15 protein-coding genes are annotated in these 15433 nt (G+C 60.6%); all 15 read right to left on the reverse strand.

The genetic code is table 11. From position 1 onward, the window contains the following. Position 1: 1 nt before the first annotated feature. The 15 genes from HU722_RS20840 to HU722_RS20910 all read right to left on the reverse strand — a co-directional run bounded on the left by HU722_RS20840 (position 2) and on the right by HU722_RS20910 (position 15365). Entirely contained in the window at positions 2-1720 is a 1719-nt protein-coding gene (locus HU722_RS20840) for an ATP-binding SpoIIE family protein phosphatase (RefSeq protein ID WP_065873745.1), read from the reverse strand. Next, complete coding sequence (locus HU722_RS20845) at positions 1717-2022, reverse strand: STAS domain-containing protein (protein WP_049712153.1); 306 nt, start codon at positions 2020-2022, stop codon at positions 1717-1719. The genes HU722_RS20840 and HU722_RS20845 overlap by 4 nt, the downstream gene beginning before the upstream one ends. Positions 2023-2295: 273 nt before the next feature. After that, positions 2296-2745 (reverse strand): flagellar export protein FliJ, encoded by a 450-nt coding sequence (gene fliJ, locus HU722_RS20850; protein WP_065873746.1) that lies wholly within the window; start codon positions 2743-2745, stop codon positions 2296-2298. Between the two features lie 3 nt (positions 2746-2748). After that, entirely contained in the window at positions 2749-4107 is a 1359-nt protein-coding gene (gene fliI, locus HU722_RS20855) for a flagellar protein export ATPase FliI (RefSeq protein ID WP_065873747.1), read from the reverse strand. Continuing rightward, a complete protein-coding gene (gene fliH, locus HU722_RS20860; protein WP_065873748.1) occupies positions 4097-4861 on the reverse strand; it encodes a flagellar assembly protein FliH in 765 nt (254 codons plus the stop codon). Before fliH ends, fliI begins: the two co-directional genes overlap by 11 nt. Before the next feature lie 10 nt (positions 4862-4871). After that, on the reverse strand, positions 4872-5888 hold the full coding sequence (gene fliG, locus HU722_RS20865; protein ID WP_015885192.1) for a flagellar motor switch protein FliG: 1017 nt from the start codon (positions 5886-5888) through the stop codon (positions 4872-4874). Then, complete coding sequence (gene fliF / locus HU722_RS20870) at positions 5881-7662, reverse strand: flagellar basal-body MS-ring/collar protein FliF (protein WP_065873749.1); 1782 nt, start codon at positions 7660-7662, stop codon at positions 5881-5883. Before fliF ends, fliG begins: the two co-directional genes overlap by 8 nt. A 16-nt stretch (positions 7663-7678) precedes the next feature. After that, positions 7679-8008: a flagellar hook-basal body complex protein FliE gene (fliE, locus tag HU722_RS20875; RefSeq protein WP_049712148.1), complete on the reverse strand. Its 330-nt coding sequence runs from the start codon at positions 8006-8008 to the stop codon at positions 7679-7681. Between the two features lie 145 nt (positions 8009-8153). Further along, complete coding sequence (locus tag HU722_RS20880) at positions 8154-9530, reverse strand: sigma-54-dependent transcriptional regulator (RefSeq protein ID WP_065891082.1); 1377 nt, start codon at positions 9528-9530, stop codon at positions 8154-8156. 7 nt (positions 9531-9537) lie between these two features. Beyond that, positions 9538-10749, reverse strand: a complete 1212-nt coding sequence (locus tag HU722_RS20885) for a sensor histidine kinase (protein WP_065891105.1) — start codon at positions 10747-10749, stop codon at positions 9538-9540. A gap of 269 nt (positions 10750-11018) precedes the next feature. Next, positions 11019-12494, reverse strand: coding sequence for a sigma-54 dependent transcriptional regulator (locus HU722_RS20890; RefSeq protein ID WP_049712146.1), 1476 nt, complete (start codon positions 12492-12494; stop codon positions 11019-11021). 169 nt (positions 12495-12663) lie between these two features. Then, entirely contained in the window at positions 12664-12960 is a 297-nt protein-coding gene (gene fliT, locus HU722_RS20895) for a flagellar protein FliT (protein WP_065873751.1), read from the reverse strand. Positions 12961-12985: 25 nt separating this feature from the next. Then, complete coding sequence (gene fliS / locus HU722_RS20900; RefSeq protein WP_065873752.1) at positions 12986-13390, reverse strand: flagellar export chaperone FliS; 405 nt, start codon at positions 13388-13390, stop codon at positions 12986-12988. Positions 13391-13530: 140 nt separating this feature from the next. After that, positions 13531-14934, reverse strand: a complete 1404-nt coding sequence (fliD, locus tag HU722_RS20905) for a flagellar filament capping protein FliD (protein WP_065891083.1) — start codon at positions 14932-14934, stop codon at positions 13531-13533. Positions 14935-15014: 80 nt separating this feature from the next. After that, complete coding sequence (locus HU722_RS20910; RefSeq protein WP_049712143.1) at positions 15015-15365, reverse strand: flagellar protein FlaG; 351 nt, start codon at positions 15363-15365, stop codon at positions 15015-15017. Positions 15366-15433 lie beyond the last annotated feature (68 nt).

Raw genomic sequence — 15433 nt, forward strand, 5'->3', positions numbered from 1 at the left:
ATTATGCCAGAGCCTCCCAGCAAAACTCCACGCAGACACTGCGCCCGCCGTCGGACCAGCGTACATCGCTGCTCAACTGCCGTACCAAGCTCAACCCCCGGCCAGACAGACGGTCGATGTCCAGCGGCCGCGCCAGCACCTGTTCCACGTCAAAGCCCGCGCCGCTGTCTTCAATACTCAGGCTCAGGCGACCGCCCCCCTGCGTCGGCACCACCTGCACATGCACGCGCACATAACCGCTGGTTAGCAGGTTCAGGCGGTCATTGCGCAGGTGGTAATACTCGGCAAACCCTTGGGCATCGCGCTTGAGCCGGGAGTCCAGGCCCAGCACGCCATGCTCCAGCGCATTGGAGTACAGCTCGGCCATCACGCTGTAAAGCGCCCCGCTCTGCTCGCGAAGGCCATGGATTTCCAGCAGCAGTTGCAGCAGGTACGGCAAAGGGTTGTAACGTTTTAACGTTTCGGCGCGGAATTCAAAACTCACCGACCAATCCAGCGGGCATGCCTGCCCGCTGTCGGCGTACAACTGCCCGGTGGCACGCGGCTGCTGGCCGGCTTGCAGGGTGATTTCCACCATGCTCACGTCATCCCGCGCTTCACCTCGAAACGCCGCCAGGGCCTGTTCGATATCTTCAAATAAACGGTCAGGTTCGCGATTGGCAGCGAACACCTGCTGCAAACGCTCTGCGCCAAACAACTGGTCATTGGCGTCAGCGGTGTCCAACACGCCATCGGACAGCAAGAACACCCGGTCGCCCAGGGCCATGGGCCAGACTTCGGTGCGATCATCAAAGGCCTCAGCCGCCAGCACCCCCAACGGCAAATGTCGGGACGCCAGTGGCGTACGCTTGCCGGTGGCGACTTCATGCACATACCCTTCGGGCATGCCGCCGTTCCACACCTCCACCACCCGCCGCTGCGTGCTCAGGCACAACAGCGTGGCGCAGCAGAACATGTCCACCGGCAAGATGCGCTTGAGCTTAGCGTTCATCTCGCCCAGGATTTGCGCCAGGCCATAGCCCTTGGCGGTCATGCCGTAGAACACTTCTGCCAGGGGCATGGCGCCCACCGCCGCCGGCAGGCCGTGGCCGGTGAAATCACCGAGCAACACATGCATGTCGCCGGAGGGCGTGTAGGCGGCCAATAACAAGTCGCCGTTGAATAACGCATAGGGCGATTGCAGGTAGCGAATATTCGGCGCGGCGTTGATACAGCCCGAATGCGCGACCTTGTCGAACACCGCCTTGGCCACCCGCTGCTCATGCAGGAGATAGTCATGATGCTTGGCGATCAGGTCTCGCTGCTGCAGGACCGTGGCCTGCAACCGCCGCAGACGGTCCATCGCATTGATCTTCGCCGCGAGAATAAGTTGGTTATAGGGTTTGGGCAGGAAATCATCGCCGCCGGCATCCAGGCATTGGGCCAGGGCTTCGCTCTCGCGCAGGGAGGTGAGGAAAATCAGCGGCACCAGCTCTTCACCCGCCAACTGCTTGATCCGGCGCGCGGCTTCAAAGCCATCCATCACCGGCATCAGCGCATCCATTAACACCAACTGCGGGCGCTCACGGATAAACACCTCGACCGCCTCCGCACCGTTGGTGGCCGTCAGCACGTGGTGGCCCTGGCGCCGTACGATGGTCGCCAGCAACAGCAGGTCAGCGGCGCTGTCTTCGGCGATCAGGATCGTCAGCGGCTCAAGAACGGGGGCCAGGACGCTCAACTGATGTCGAACAGTTTGTCGAAGTTGGAGATAGCGAGGATCTTGCGCACATCGGAGTTGCTGTTTATTACCCGGACCTCCGACTCGTCGCCCCCCGCGTGATCACGCAACAGCAAGAGCATGCCCAAGGCCGAGCTGTCCATGTAGGTGGTATCCTTCAAGTCGACGACGTACAACTCAGGCACTTTGTAGAACCGCTCATAGGCGTCGCGAAAGGTTTGATGGCTGCCGAAATCGAACCGGCCTTTGATCACGATCGTCAATTTCTTCCCATCCAGGGATACTTCTGACTCAACTGACATGCGACTGCTTCCTTGTCATTGGCAATGACACAAGGTTTAGCAGGTGAACCGGCTATGGGCAACACAACGAATCAAATGTGTGTGGGCGATGCAATATCGTAGTGAGCGGGCTTGCCCCGCGCCGGGCTGCGAAGCGGCCCTAAAACCTGGCACCGCGTTTTAGCTGAAAAACCCGATGGCCTTGTTGGGGAGGCTTCGCCCCCCGGCGCGGGGCAAGCCCGCTCACTACAATAGTGTGTAAATACCCATGGCCATCGCAGGTAAGCCCGCTCCTTAATACTGTTCTTGGCGTGGAAGGCGCTGTGACAGTTCATCCAACAGCTTCTGCTCGCGCTTGTCTTCCAGCGCCCGCGCTTCATCGATGTAACGCTGCACCAGTTTGCGCAAGCCTTCGACGCGGGCAAATGCCTGCTGCCAACTCTCGCGGGCCTTGTCGAGGTTGTTCTGGTGCCACGCCAGGCTCTGGCGTTGCTGGGCGACGGCAGTTTCCAGTTGGTTGAGAAAGCCTTGGTAGCCCATCAACCATTGGCCCGAGACACCTTTGGTGCCGCGCTCGATCCATTGCTGCTGGTACTCGCCGCGAAAGCGCTCCAGGTCACCCAGTTTGCTTTCCGCCAGGCGGACCTGGCCCTGGAAATAACCCAGGCGCTGAACGGCAGTTTTTTCGGCCTTTTCGGCCATGTCCACCACCGGAGCCAGGCGCGCAGCGCGGCTGTTGGCCATGGCTTAGCCGCCCGGCGCGGGAGCAAAGATCGTCTGCAGGTGCGCTTCGCTTTCGCCCATGCTGATCTTGTCGTTGAGGCCCTGGCGCAAGTAGGTCACCAACTGAGGTTGCAGGGCGATGGCCAGGTCGGTCTCGCGATCGCCGCCGGCCACGTAGGCGCCGACGCTGATCAAATCGCGGCTCTGCTGATAACGCGACCATAATTGCTTGAACTGTTGCGCGCGGGCCATGTGTTCCGGCGTGACCACCGCCGGCATAACCCGGCTGATGGACGCTTCGATGTCGATGGCCGGGTAGTGCCCCTCTTCTGCCAGGCGCCGCGACAGCACGATGTGACCATCGAGCACGCCCCGCGCCGAGTCGGCAATCGGGTCCTGCTGGTCATCGCCCTCGGACAGCACGGTGTAGAACGCGGTGATCGAGCCACCGCCGGCCTCGGCGTTACCGGCGCGCTCCACCAGCTTGGGCAGCTTGGCGAACACCGACGGCGGATAGCCCTTGGTGGCAGGCGGCTCGCCAATGGCCAGGGCAATTTCCCGCTGGGCCTGGGCGAAACGTGTGAGCGAATCCATCAGCAAGAGGACGTTCTTGCCCTTGTCGCGAAAATATTCGGCGATGCGGGTGCAGTACATGGCGGCGCGCAAACGCATCAGCGGCGCATCATCCGCCGGCGACGCGACCACAACCGAGCGCTTGAGGCCTTCTTCGCCGAGGCTGTGCTCGATGAATTCCTTCACCTCACGGCCCCGCTCGCCGATCAGCCCCACCACGATGATGTCGGCTTCGGTGAAGCGCGTCATCATGCCCAGCAACACCGACTTACCCACGCCGGTACCGGCGAACAGGCCAAGGCGCTGGCCGCGACCGACCGTCAATAATCCGTTGATGCTGCGAATGCCCACATCCAGCGGCACGCTGATGGGGTTACGGTTGAGCGGGTTGATGGTGGGCCCGTCCATCGGCACCCAATCTTCGGCCTTCATGCCGCCTTTGCCATCCAACGCACGACCGGCACCGTCAAGTACGCGGCCGAGCATGCTCATGCCCATGGGCAGGCGGCCGGTGTCGGCCAATGGCACCACGCGAGCGCCGGGGGCAATGCCCGCCAGGCTGCCGACGGGCATCAGGAAAATCTTGTTGCCGGAAAAGCCCATCACTTCGGCTTCGACCTGCACCGGGTGGTAACTGTCGTCGTTGATCACCATGCAGCGGCTGCCCATGGCGGCGCGCAGGCCTTCGGCCTCGAGGGTCAGGCCGACCATGCGCAGCAGGCGCCCTTCAAGGATTGGCTGGCCGGGCAACTCTGTGGCGTCGGCGTAACCGCTCAAGCGCTTGGCGAAGCTGGTGCGATCAAGGCGCATCGGGGGTGTCCAGGTCCACGCTCAGGTCCGGTTCGGCCGGGTTCAACACCTGCTCGTGGGCCTGGTCCAGCAGCTTGGCCATGATCTGGCTGATGCGGGTTTCCACCGTGGCGTCGATGCGGCTGTGTTCGGTCTCGACACGGCAGCCACCGGGTTGCAGCGCCGCATCTTCGACGATGCGCCAGGTTTCTTCATGGCGCTCGCGCAGGGCTTTGACCTGTTCGAAATCCTGCGGGTTGATGTACAACCGCACATTGCCGACGCCCAGGGGCAGCAGCTTGAGCGCTTCGCGCATCACGCTTTCGATATGGCTGGAGTCCAGCACCAGCTCACGCTGGATCACCTGGCGGGCAATGTGCTGCACCAGGTCGACCATGGACTTTTCGATCTGCGAATCCTGCTCAGCGATAGGCTCGAACAGGCAGCCCATCAAGCGTTCCAGGCTGGCCAGCTTGACGCTCAGCGCTGCCTCGGCTTCCTGGCGCACCTTGAGCGTGGTGCTGCGAAAACCGTCTTTTTCACCGGCGGCGAAGCCTTCGTTGTAGGCCTCCTGGCGGATGCTTTCCAACTCTTCCAGGGTCAGTGGCTGGACTTCATCCAGCGGCACTTCTTCCATTTCCACCGGGGCTTCTACAACCGGTTCCGGTTCAGGCTCCGGCACGTGCGGGTCGAAGCTGGGCAACGACCAGATGTCGAACCCGCCGACATCCCGTGCGCGAATCAGATCGCTGGGTGCCTCATCTTTGTTCGACATGGAAAGCGCCTTAAATCATTTCTTCGCCGCCCTTCCCGCCGAGAACGATTTCTCCGGCTTCGGCCATACGGCGGGCAATGGTGAGGATTTCTTTCTGCGCGGTTTCCACGTCGCTGACGCGTACCGGGCCTTTGGCTTCCAGGTCGTCGCGCAACAGTTCCGAAGCGCGCTTGGACATGTTCTTGAAGATCTTTTCCTTGACGCCCTCGTCCGAGCCCTTGAGGGCCAGCACCAAAACATCAGACGACACTTCACGCAGCAGCGCCTGGATGCCACGGTCGTCGACATCGGAGAGGTTGTTGAACACAAACATGAGGTCTTCGATCTGGCCGGACAGGGTGTCGTCGATCTCGCGGATCGAGTCCATCAACTGGCCTTCGACCGAGCTGTCGAGGAAGTTCATGATGTCGGCCGCGCGCTTGATACCACCCAAGGTGGTACGCGAGGCGTTCGAGTTGCCGGAGAACTGCTTCTCCAGAATGGTGTTCAATTCTTTGAGGGCCGCCGGCTGCACAGTGTTCAGCGACGACACGCGCAGGATGATATCCAGGCGCACTTTATGGTCGAAGTGGCCGAGGACTTCACCGGCCTGGTCGGGGTCGAGGTACGCCACTACGATCGCCTGGATCTGCGGGTGCTCGTAGCGGATCACGTCGGCAACGGCGCGCGGCTCCATCCATTTCAGGCTGTCGAGGCCGCTGGTATTGCCACCCAGCAGGATGCGGTCGATCAGGCCGTTGGCTTTGTCTTCGCCCAGGGCCGAGGTGAGCATCTTGCGGATGTAGCTGTCGGAGCCGACGCCCAGGCTGGTCTGGTCGCCGACGATCTCGACGAACTCGCTCATCACCTGCTCGACTTGCTCGCGGTGCACATTGCGCATTTGCGCCATGGCCACGCCGACTCGTTGAACCTCTTTGGGGCCCATGTGGCGCAGCACTTGGGCGGCGTCGGTTTCACCGAGGGACAGCAGCAAGACTGCGGCTTTATCGACCTTGGTGAGCTTGGCAACAGCGGCTCGATCACTCATCTGCGTTAATCCACTCTTTCACGACCTGGGCCACACGGCCCGGGTCTTCTGCTACCAGACTCTTGATTGCGTTCAACTGAGCGTCATAGCCTTCGCTCGGGCTTGGCAACAGAATGCTTTGCGGGCCGCCCAGGCTGACGCGGTCGTTGGCCAGTTCGCCGTCCAGGCCGCCCATGCCACCCAACTCGACATCGCTGCCACCAAAGGCAGCCAGTTGTTTCTTGCCGTTGCCGGTGATGTTGTTGAGCACCGGGCGCAGCACGCCAAACACCAGTACCAGGATAAACAACACACCCAGCACTTGCTTGACGATGTCCCAGAACCACGGCTGCGTGTAGAACGCAGCCTCGGCGATGACTTCGCCACGTTCGGCGGAGAACGGCATATTGATCACGCTGACGCTGTCACCACGGCTGGCGTCGAAACCGACGGCGTCCTGCACCAGGCGAGTGAAGCGCGCCAATTCGTCGGCGCTCCATGGGGCGCGGGTTACCGCACCGTCAGCAGCGTTGACCTTGACTTGATCATCGACCACCACCGACACCGACAGGCGATTGACGCGCCCCTGTTGCTGCTTGGTGTGGCTGATGGAACGGTCAAGCTCGAAGTTCTTGGTGGACTGGTTACGCTTGTCCGCCGGGTACGGTGCGAGCATCGGCTGGCCAGTGGCCGGGTCCATGATCTGCTGGCCGTTGGCATCCAGCAATGGCTGGCCAGGCTGGATCGCACCCGCGGTAGCGGCAGCGCCACCTGTGGTTTGCGGAGCCGAGGCCGGGGCCGGTGGCTGGTTGCTCAGGGCACCCGGCACGCCTTGCGGCGGGCCATTGGCGGCGGTGCGTTGTTCGCTGGTCGACTGCTCGCTGCGCAACGCCGGCTGGTCCGGGTTGAACTGCTCGGAGGTCGACTCGACGGCGCTGAAGTCCACGTCGGCGGACACTTCAGCCTTGTAGCGATCATTGCCCAGCACCGGTTGCAGGATGTTGTGCACACGCTGGGTGAGCATGCTTTCCATGCGACGGCTGTAGTCGAACTGCTTGCCGGCCTGGGTCAGCGCGGAGTTTTCGGCCATGTCGGACAGCAGGTTGCCCTTCTGGTCAACGACGGTGATCTGCGACTTGCTCAGCTCAGGAACACTGGTGGCCACCAGGTTGATGATCGCCAGGACCTGGCCAGGCTCAAGGGAGCGGCCAGAAAACAGCTCAACCAATACCGAAGCACTTGGCTTGCGCTCATCGCGCACAAACACCGAGCTTTTCGGAATGGCCAGGTGCACGCGGGCACCCTTGACGTTATTCAGGCTGGAGATAGTGCGCGCCAGTTCGCCTTCCAGGCCACGACGGTAGCGGGTGGCTTCCATGAACTGGCTGGTCCCCAGGCCCTGGTCCTTGTCGAGGATTTCAAAACCGATATTGCTGTCGGACGGGGTCACGCCGGCCGCCGCGAGCTTCATGCGCGCTCGGGCCACATCGTCGGCCTTGACCAGCAGGGCCCCGGAGTTGGGCTCCACGGTGTAGGCGATGTCGGCGGCGGCCAGGGTTTCCATGATCTGTTTGGAATCCATGCCCGCCAGGCTGCCGTACAGCGGCCGGTAATCAGGTTGCTGCGACCACAGCACCACGGCAAAACCAATCGCCACGCTGGCAGCCAGGCCGACCAACAGGCCCACCTGACGCAACATGGTCATTTCGGAGAGGTTTTCCAGGAACGACAGGCCAAACAGCGGCGGCTTGCCGTCTGCCTTGGCGGGTGCGTTGTCCACGACTGCTTCTGCCATGACTTAAATCTCGTCCTTAAACCGGCATCTGCATGATGTCTTGGTAGGCCTGAACCAGCTTGTTACGCACTTGGGTCAGCGCCTGGAACGAAACGCTGGCCTTTTGCGAAGCGACCATCACGTCGGTGAGGTCCACGCCGCTTTTGCCGATCTCGAACGCATTGGCCAACTGGCTGGAGGCTTGCTGGGTGCTACTGACTTTGTTAATCGCCGAACCCAGCATGTCGGCAAAACTGCTTTGGCCCAATTCCGGCGCTGGCGCGACGGATTTCGGTTGAGCCATGGCGTCCATTTGCATGGAGCGCATATCCAACATCAACCGATTGAACTCAATACCCTGGCTCATGACCTTCTCTCTCCGACAACCCGCAGTTTTTTGACGCTACGCCGCAATTACTAAGGGAGGTAGCAACAAGGGTGCCAGCTCTGTATCAACTCGTAAGAAAAGGCGACAAAGCTTGTCGGCCTTGATACTAACTGCCGCGATAAAACTAGGTTGCAAACAGATACGCTTCCACGTCCATGCCGGCGTCGCGCATCTGCGCCAGCTTGTAACGCAGGGTACGCGGGCTGATGCCCAGGCGTTCGGCGGCCTCTTTGCGGCGGCCGCGTTCAGAACGCAGGGTGTCGATAATCATCTGGAATTCGCGGCGACGCAGGTCGTCGCCCAGGGCACCAGCGGTTTCGATTTCAGCCACCACGGGCGCAGGCGCCAAGGTTGGGAGCGGCGCCACGCCGCTGCCCATGGCTAGGCAGAAATCCTGGGGCTGAATCAGGCCGCCCTGCTGCAAGATCAGCGCGCGCTGGATGGCGTTGTCCAATTCCCGCACGTTGCCCGGCCATGGGTAGCTGATCAGGCAGGCCTGGGCCTCAGCGGACAGGCGTGCCTGAGCGTGCTTCATTTTTTTGACGTGGTTGTTCAGCAGGCGCTCGGCCAGCGGGATGATATCTGCCGGGCGCTCACGCAGAGGGCGCCAGGCCAGGGGGAACACCGACAGGCGGTAGAACAAATCCTCACGGAAGCGCCCCGCCGCCACTTCGCCCGCCAGGTCGCGGTTGGTGGTGGCGACCACGCGGATATCCAGCTGGATCGGCTTGCGTGCGCCGACGCGCTCGACTTCACGCTCCTGCAGCACCCGCAGCAACTTGGCTTGCAGGCCCAGGGGCATTTCCGAAATTTCATCGAGCAGGATGGTGCCGCCGTCGGCCTGTTCGAACTTGCCGGCCTGCGCCGCGATGGCGCCGGTGAACGAGCCTTTTTCGTGGCCGAACAGCGTGGCTTCGAGCATGTTGTCGGGGATCGCCGCGCAGTTGATCGCGATAAACGGTTGTTTGGCGCGGGTCGATTGTTGGTGGATGTAACGCGCCAGCACTTCCTTGCCGGTGCCGGACTCGCCGGAGATCAACACAGTGGAATCACTGCGCGCCACGCGTGCCGCCAGCTCCAGCAACTGAGCACTGGCCGGCTCGAAGGCAATCGGGCCCTCGCTTTCGCTGGCCGAGATCACACCGAGGGCATGCCGCGCGACCAGCTCAATCAGTGCTTTAGGCTCGAAGGGCTTGACCAGGTAATCTGCCGCGCCCTGGCGCATCGCGTCGACCGCGCGCTCAACGGCGCCATGGGCGGTCATCAGCAACACCGGCAACTGCGGCTGGCGTGCACGCAGCAGGCTGAGCAACTGGTGGCCGTCCATGCCGGGCATATTCACATCACTGACCACCAGGCTGAAGGACTCCTGTTCCACTGCCTCCAAGGCTTCCTCGGCAGAACCGACCGCCCGGTAGTCATGGCCCGCCAGCAGCAGCGTGTCAGCCAATGCTTCACGCAGGGCGCGATCGTCTTCCACCAACAGAACCTTGATAGCCATATCCTCTCTACTCCGCGCTTGCCGCGCATGAAAACAGCGGCAAGGTCATCAATGCACAAGTGCCACGCCCCAGGCGGGAATGCAGCTGCAATTCTCCCTGATGAGCACGCGCCACTGCCTTGACCACGGTCAGGCCCAGGCCTGTACCGTTGGTCTTGGTGGTGAAAAAGGGTTCGCCCAAACGCTGCAACACGGCGGGCTCGATACCGCTGCCGCTGTCACTGATGCACAGGCGCAGAGTTTGCTCGCGGTTGTACAGGTGCACCTTGAGCCGCGCGCCAGGGCCGCTGGCCTGGGTGGCGTTTTCGATCAGGTTGAGCAGTGAACCCACCAAGGTGTCGCGGTTGCACAGCAGCTCACCGAGATGGCTGTCGCACTGCCAGCGCACCTGGACGTCTTGAATATGGGTGGCGGCCGCCGCTTGCAGGGCCTGCATCAACTCGGATGGCGTGATGCGGTCGGTCAGCGGCAGTTCACCGCGGGCAAACACCAGCATGTCGCGCACTTGGTGTTCCAACTCGTGCAAACGCTCCTTGAGGCGTCCGGCAAAGCGCTGGTGGGTGGCGGCGGGCAATTGCTCATCAGTCAAATGACTGGCGTAGATCAACGCTGCCGACAATGGCGTGCGGATCTGATGCGCCAGAGAAGCGACCATGCGCCCCAGCGAGGACAAACGCTCGTGGCGGGCCAGTTGATCTTGCAAGTGACGGGTTTCGGTCAGGTCGTTGAGCAGCACCAACTGGCCCGGCTCCGCGTCAAGAGAACGGGTAGCGATGGACAACCGGCGGCCATCCTTGAGCGAGATCTCGTGGCCGTCGTCTTCACGCGGCGCAAAACAGCGGGTGATGACGTGCCGCCACAGCTCGCCTTCCAGCGGCAGACCAAGCATGTCGCAGGCGGCCGGATTGGCTTCGCGCACGCGGCCGTCTTCATCGATGACGATCACGCCGCCAGGCAATAGCGAGAGCAGGTTCTGCAGACGGTTGGCCAGGCGCTCTTTCTCGGCCAATTCTTCCATGCGCTGGGCACTGACCACGGCCAGCTCGCCTTTTAGCTCGGACACCCGGGCTTCGAGCAGGCTGTAGGAATCGGTCAGTTGGCTCGACATTTGGTTGAACTGCGAGAACGCGTGCTCAAGACCCTGACGGGTCGGCGGTTCTACAGGCGGGATCAACCCCTGGATGACAGGGGCCGAAGATAGTTGGGCGGCGTGGGGCATCATGCTCTCTCGCTTGGCTGACCGTCAGTTAAACGGAACGTTGCGAGGGCTGTAGCAATACTTGTGCCGAAAAAAAACCAAGGTGCCCGGCCTCGCCAATACAGTTTCGTTTTGACGAGTGGCTGTTGCCGTCAGACAAGGCGCAGCGACGACTCATAGCTGGCTATGGGGAGGAGCTGCAACGCAGTATGACGGCAACAGACGCCGTCAAAAACGGAACAGTATTGGCGAGGCCGGACACCCAAAATCAGCGGCTTGAAAAACAGGCGTCAATCATCCGCCTGTTCATCACCTTCTTTGCGGCTCATACCGTACTTGCGCATCTTCTCCACCAGCGTGGTTCGACGGATACGCAGGCGCTCAGCGGCGCGGGCGACGATGCCGTTGGCATCGTCCAGGGCTTGTTGAATCAAGCCTTGTTCCAGGTTGCCGAGGTAGTCCTTCAGGTCCAGACCTTCAGGCGGCAACATGGCGGTGGAACCGAAGTCCGGAGTATGGCCGTTGATGGCTACGCGCTCTTCCATGTCGCTGCGCAGGCTGTCGACCAGTTGCTCGTCTTCGTCGTCGACGTAGCGGAATTTCTTCGGCAACTCGACCACGCCGATCACACCGTAGGGGTGCATGATCGCCATGCGCTCCACCAGGTTGGCCAGCTCGCGCACGTTACCCGGCCAGCCGTGGCGGCACAGGGACATGATTGCAGCGGAGTTGAACCGGATCGAGCCGCGCTTTTCGTGCTCCATGCGCGAGATCAGTTCGTTCATCAGCAACGGGATGTCTTCCACGCGCTCACGCAGCGGAGCCATCTCGATGGGGAATACGTTGAGGCGGTAGTACAGGTCTTCGCGGAAACTGCCGACCTCGATCATGCTTTCGAGGTTCTTGTGGGTGGCCGCGATGATGCGCACGTCGACGCTCTGGGTCTTGTTGCTGCCCACGCGCTCGAAGGTGCGCTCCTGCAACACGCGCAGCAGCTTGACCTGCATCGGCAGCGGCATATCGCCGATTTCATCAAGGAACAGGGTGCCGCCGTTGGCCAGCTCGAAACGCCCGGCACGGCTGGTGATCGCCCCGGTAAAGGCGCCCTTCTCGTGGCCGAACAGTTCGCTTTCAAGCAACTCTGCCGGGATCGCCCCGCAGTTGACCGGCACAAAAGGCCCGTCGCGGCGCTTGGAGTGATAGTGCAGGTTGCGCGCGACCACTTCCTTGCCAGTGCCCGACTCGCCGAGGATCAACACGCTGGCGTCGGTATCGGCCACTTGCTGCATCATTTGGCGCACATGCTGGATGGCACGGCTGGTGCCGACCAGGCTGCGGAACAGGTTAGGTTCGCGATGGCGACCGCGCTCGCGCGCCTGGTCGTACATCTCACGATAAACCTGGGCACGGTGCAGGGAGTCCAGCAATTTGCTGTAGCTGGGCGGCATTTCCAGGGTGGAAAGCACGCGGCGGCGTTGGTCTTCTGGCAGATCGACAGAAGAAATATCGCCCATTAGCAACACAGGAAGGAACTCATCCCATGTGGACAGTGTCTTTAACAAGCCCAAAACAGCGCCAGGAGCGTTTACCGTCCCGATCAGCACGCATATGACTTCACGGCTCGACGACAATGAGCTGACCACCTGCTGCCAGTCATGGCTGCCGCAGGGCAAATTTTCTTCACCGAGAAAATTTAAAATCACCGCCAAGTCGCGGCGGCGGACGCTATCGTCATCGATCAGCAGAATTTTGGTTTCACGCCACATGCAATAGCAACTTCCCTAGTAAAACTTCCTGCCCGGTGTGAGGGCAATCGAGACGGCTGTAGGACTTCTTACTCTATAGACGTCTGAAATCTGAAAACAGCACTAGTTAAGTCAAAAAAGCTGGCACGGTCAAATTTATGACGCGCCGAATCGGATTAACTGCGCCTGTTCAGCCGAACAGATGGTAAACCTTTGACGCGTTTTTCGCTTGGTTGATCTGCGACATCTCTTCGAAAATCGCCTGGCGCTCGCCAGTCGTCACCTCGAGCAATTGCTGGTACACCGCCAGTAGGCTCTCAAGCTTTTCGCGCAACGCATCCTCATCTACCGGCGCTTCGTTGAGCACCTCATCGATCACGTGACGGCAGCCCAGGTCCAGTTCGCCGATGGCGTCCCAGTTACGGTCCGCCAGCGCGCCCATCAGCGCCTCACGGGTTTCATCAATGCGTTGCAGTGCTTGGCTCATGACGTGTTCCTCAAGGCCGATGGCCTTATTCTGCTGCTGCCTGTGGCGCCGCGATAGCGTCCCAGCCTTCTTTTACGGTGATCAGCAACCGCGCCACTTCGTCGATCATGTCGGCGTCGTTATGCAGGTTCGCTTCCATCAGTCGGTTGGTCATATATGCATACAAACTTTCCAACTGCTGGACGTAAGCCGGGTTATCACTCTTTGCTGCATCCAGGCCGTCACGCAGGCCGATCACGATATCAATCGCCTTGCCGAGCATCAGGCCCTTGGCCGCGATGTCGCCACGCGCCAGCGCGCCTTTGGCCTGCGCCATGCGGTCCAGACCGCCCTCCATCAGCATCTGCACCAGGCGATGTGGGCTGGCTTCGGAGATCTGAGCATGGGAATTGACCTTCTGGTATTGGCGAAGGGCTCTCATGGGATTCATGTTTCTACCTCGTGACAGGCGACAGCGGAAAGGATTTCAGTAACCAATATGTCGACTGGCTCGCAAAAAGCTTTAGCGCGAGTCGTCGTCTGATACAAAAAGGCCAGGCAGTTTGCCTGGCCTTCTTTATTTACTTGGAATCAATTATTGGTTTTTGGATTGTTCAACGCATTGAGCGTGGTCATGACGCTGGTGCTTTGCTGGCGCAATTGGGCGACCAGGGTGTCCATGGCGTTGTATTTGGCAGAGAGGCTGCTGGTGAGCAGGGTCATGCGCTCATCGAGCGTTGCCTGATCCTTGGACAGATCTTTCAACGTGTTCGACAAAGAAGCCGTGCGCGTAGCCAGTACGCCCGTGCTTGCCCTGGCGTAATCATCCGTCGCACTTTTCATGCGCGCCAGCATGCCGGTTTTGCCGGAAAACATGCTGCTGATGTCGGCTGCGTTGGTCTTGACCGCCGCGTCCCACTTTTTATCGTCCAGCGCCAGCATGCCGGTAGTCGAACTTGTACCTACGCCGAATTGAGCCAGCGACTTGAACGTACCGGTGCCAGACAGCTTGTTGAACTCGTTGCGGATAGCGTTCTGCAGCGCACGCATGCTGGAGTCGCCCGTCAGAGCCGCCGCCGTAGTGCTGCCATCGAGGTTGGTAGTGACCTTGGTCTCGGCGGTCATCGCAGTCATCAAGGCGTTGTAAGTATCGACAAAGCCCTTGACCCCGGATTTGAGGGCCGCGTTGTTTGTGCTGACCGTGATCAGCGTGGCGTTCCTCGGCGCATTTTCGGAATCGTCACCAGCCGTCACGGTAGCCGAGACCGAGACCAGCTTGATGTTCACCCCACTCAGGGCGCCTTCGATGTTGTTGGACTTGGAAACGGAATTGACCCCATCAATGCTGTATAGAGCATCCAACGGTTTATCAACGACCGTAGCGCCGACATCCAATCCCGAAGTCCCCGACAGCGTCAGGTCCGAGCCCGTCCCCATGGTGGTCGAGGTCAGGATCAACCGCGAACCATTGGCGTCGGTCTGGATGTTCGCACTCAACCCCGAAGTACCGAATTGGGTATTGATCGAGTCACGCACCTGCTGCAGGGTCGCACCAGCCGGGACGCTCAGGTCGTAGCCCTTGCCCGACTGCGTGATAGTTAACTTCGTCGGCTTATCAGTGGCGTTTACCACCGCATTGGCACCCGCGGAGAACGTTGTACTGGACAACTTGGACGCCTGGGCCAACTGACTCACGATCAAACGGAAACTACCGTTGGACGCCGTATTGCTCGCCGTCATGGTGGCGACCTTTTCATCCGAGGATGAACCCGTCAAGCCGGTGAAGCTGTTGCCGGTGGACATAGTGTCCAGGGCACCACGAAACGCATCCAGCGCTGCCTGAATCTTGCCGATCGAAGACAGCGTGGTGGTCGCCTTCTGGGACGCGGTATTGATCTGCGTCTGCTTGGGCACCTTTTCGGCGTCCACCAAGGACTTCACGATCGCTTGCGTATCGATGTTCGAACCGATACCACTTACCGTTGAACCCGCCATCATCTATCTCCTGTTCGGTGGCTGCCGTTATCTTGACTTATTACACCTCAAGACACGACAGCAACAAGTTTCATGCCAGCTCAGGCCTTGTCGTCAAACAACAGGTGGCTTGCGCTGGAAAGGTTCTGTGCCAGCTTCAGCGCCGTTTCCGACGGAATCTGACGGATCACTTCACCGCTGTCGGTGGCGATCACCTTGACCACCACACGATGGGTGGAGTCATCAATTGAAAAGTCCAGCTTGCGCTCGGACGCTTGTACGAATTCGCGAATATCGGTAACTGCTTTTTCCAGGTCCGCACGCTCAGGCTCTTTGCCTGTTGCCGGGGTTTCCTGGACTTTAGTGACGCTCTTGTCGGCGGCCACCTGCACAGGTGCGCCTTGAGGGGCAACCGGCGGATAAGACTGGTTCAGCTTTACACTCATGTCCATGTCCAATCTCCTCTAAACCGAAAAAACGGAAGGGCACTTAGCGCGCCCTTCCGTTAGTGACCAAGCGC

The organism is Pseudomonas tritici (genome assembly GCF_014268275.3).
Classification (GTDB): domain Bacteria; phylum Pseudomonadota; class Gammaproteobacteria; order Pseudomonadales; family Pseudomonadaceae; genus Aquipseudomonas; species Aquipseudomonas tritici.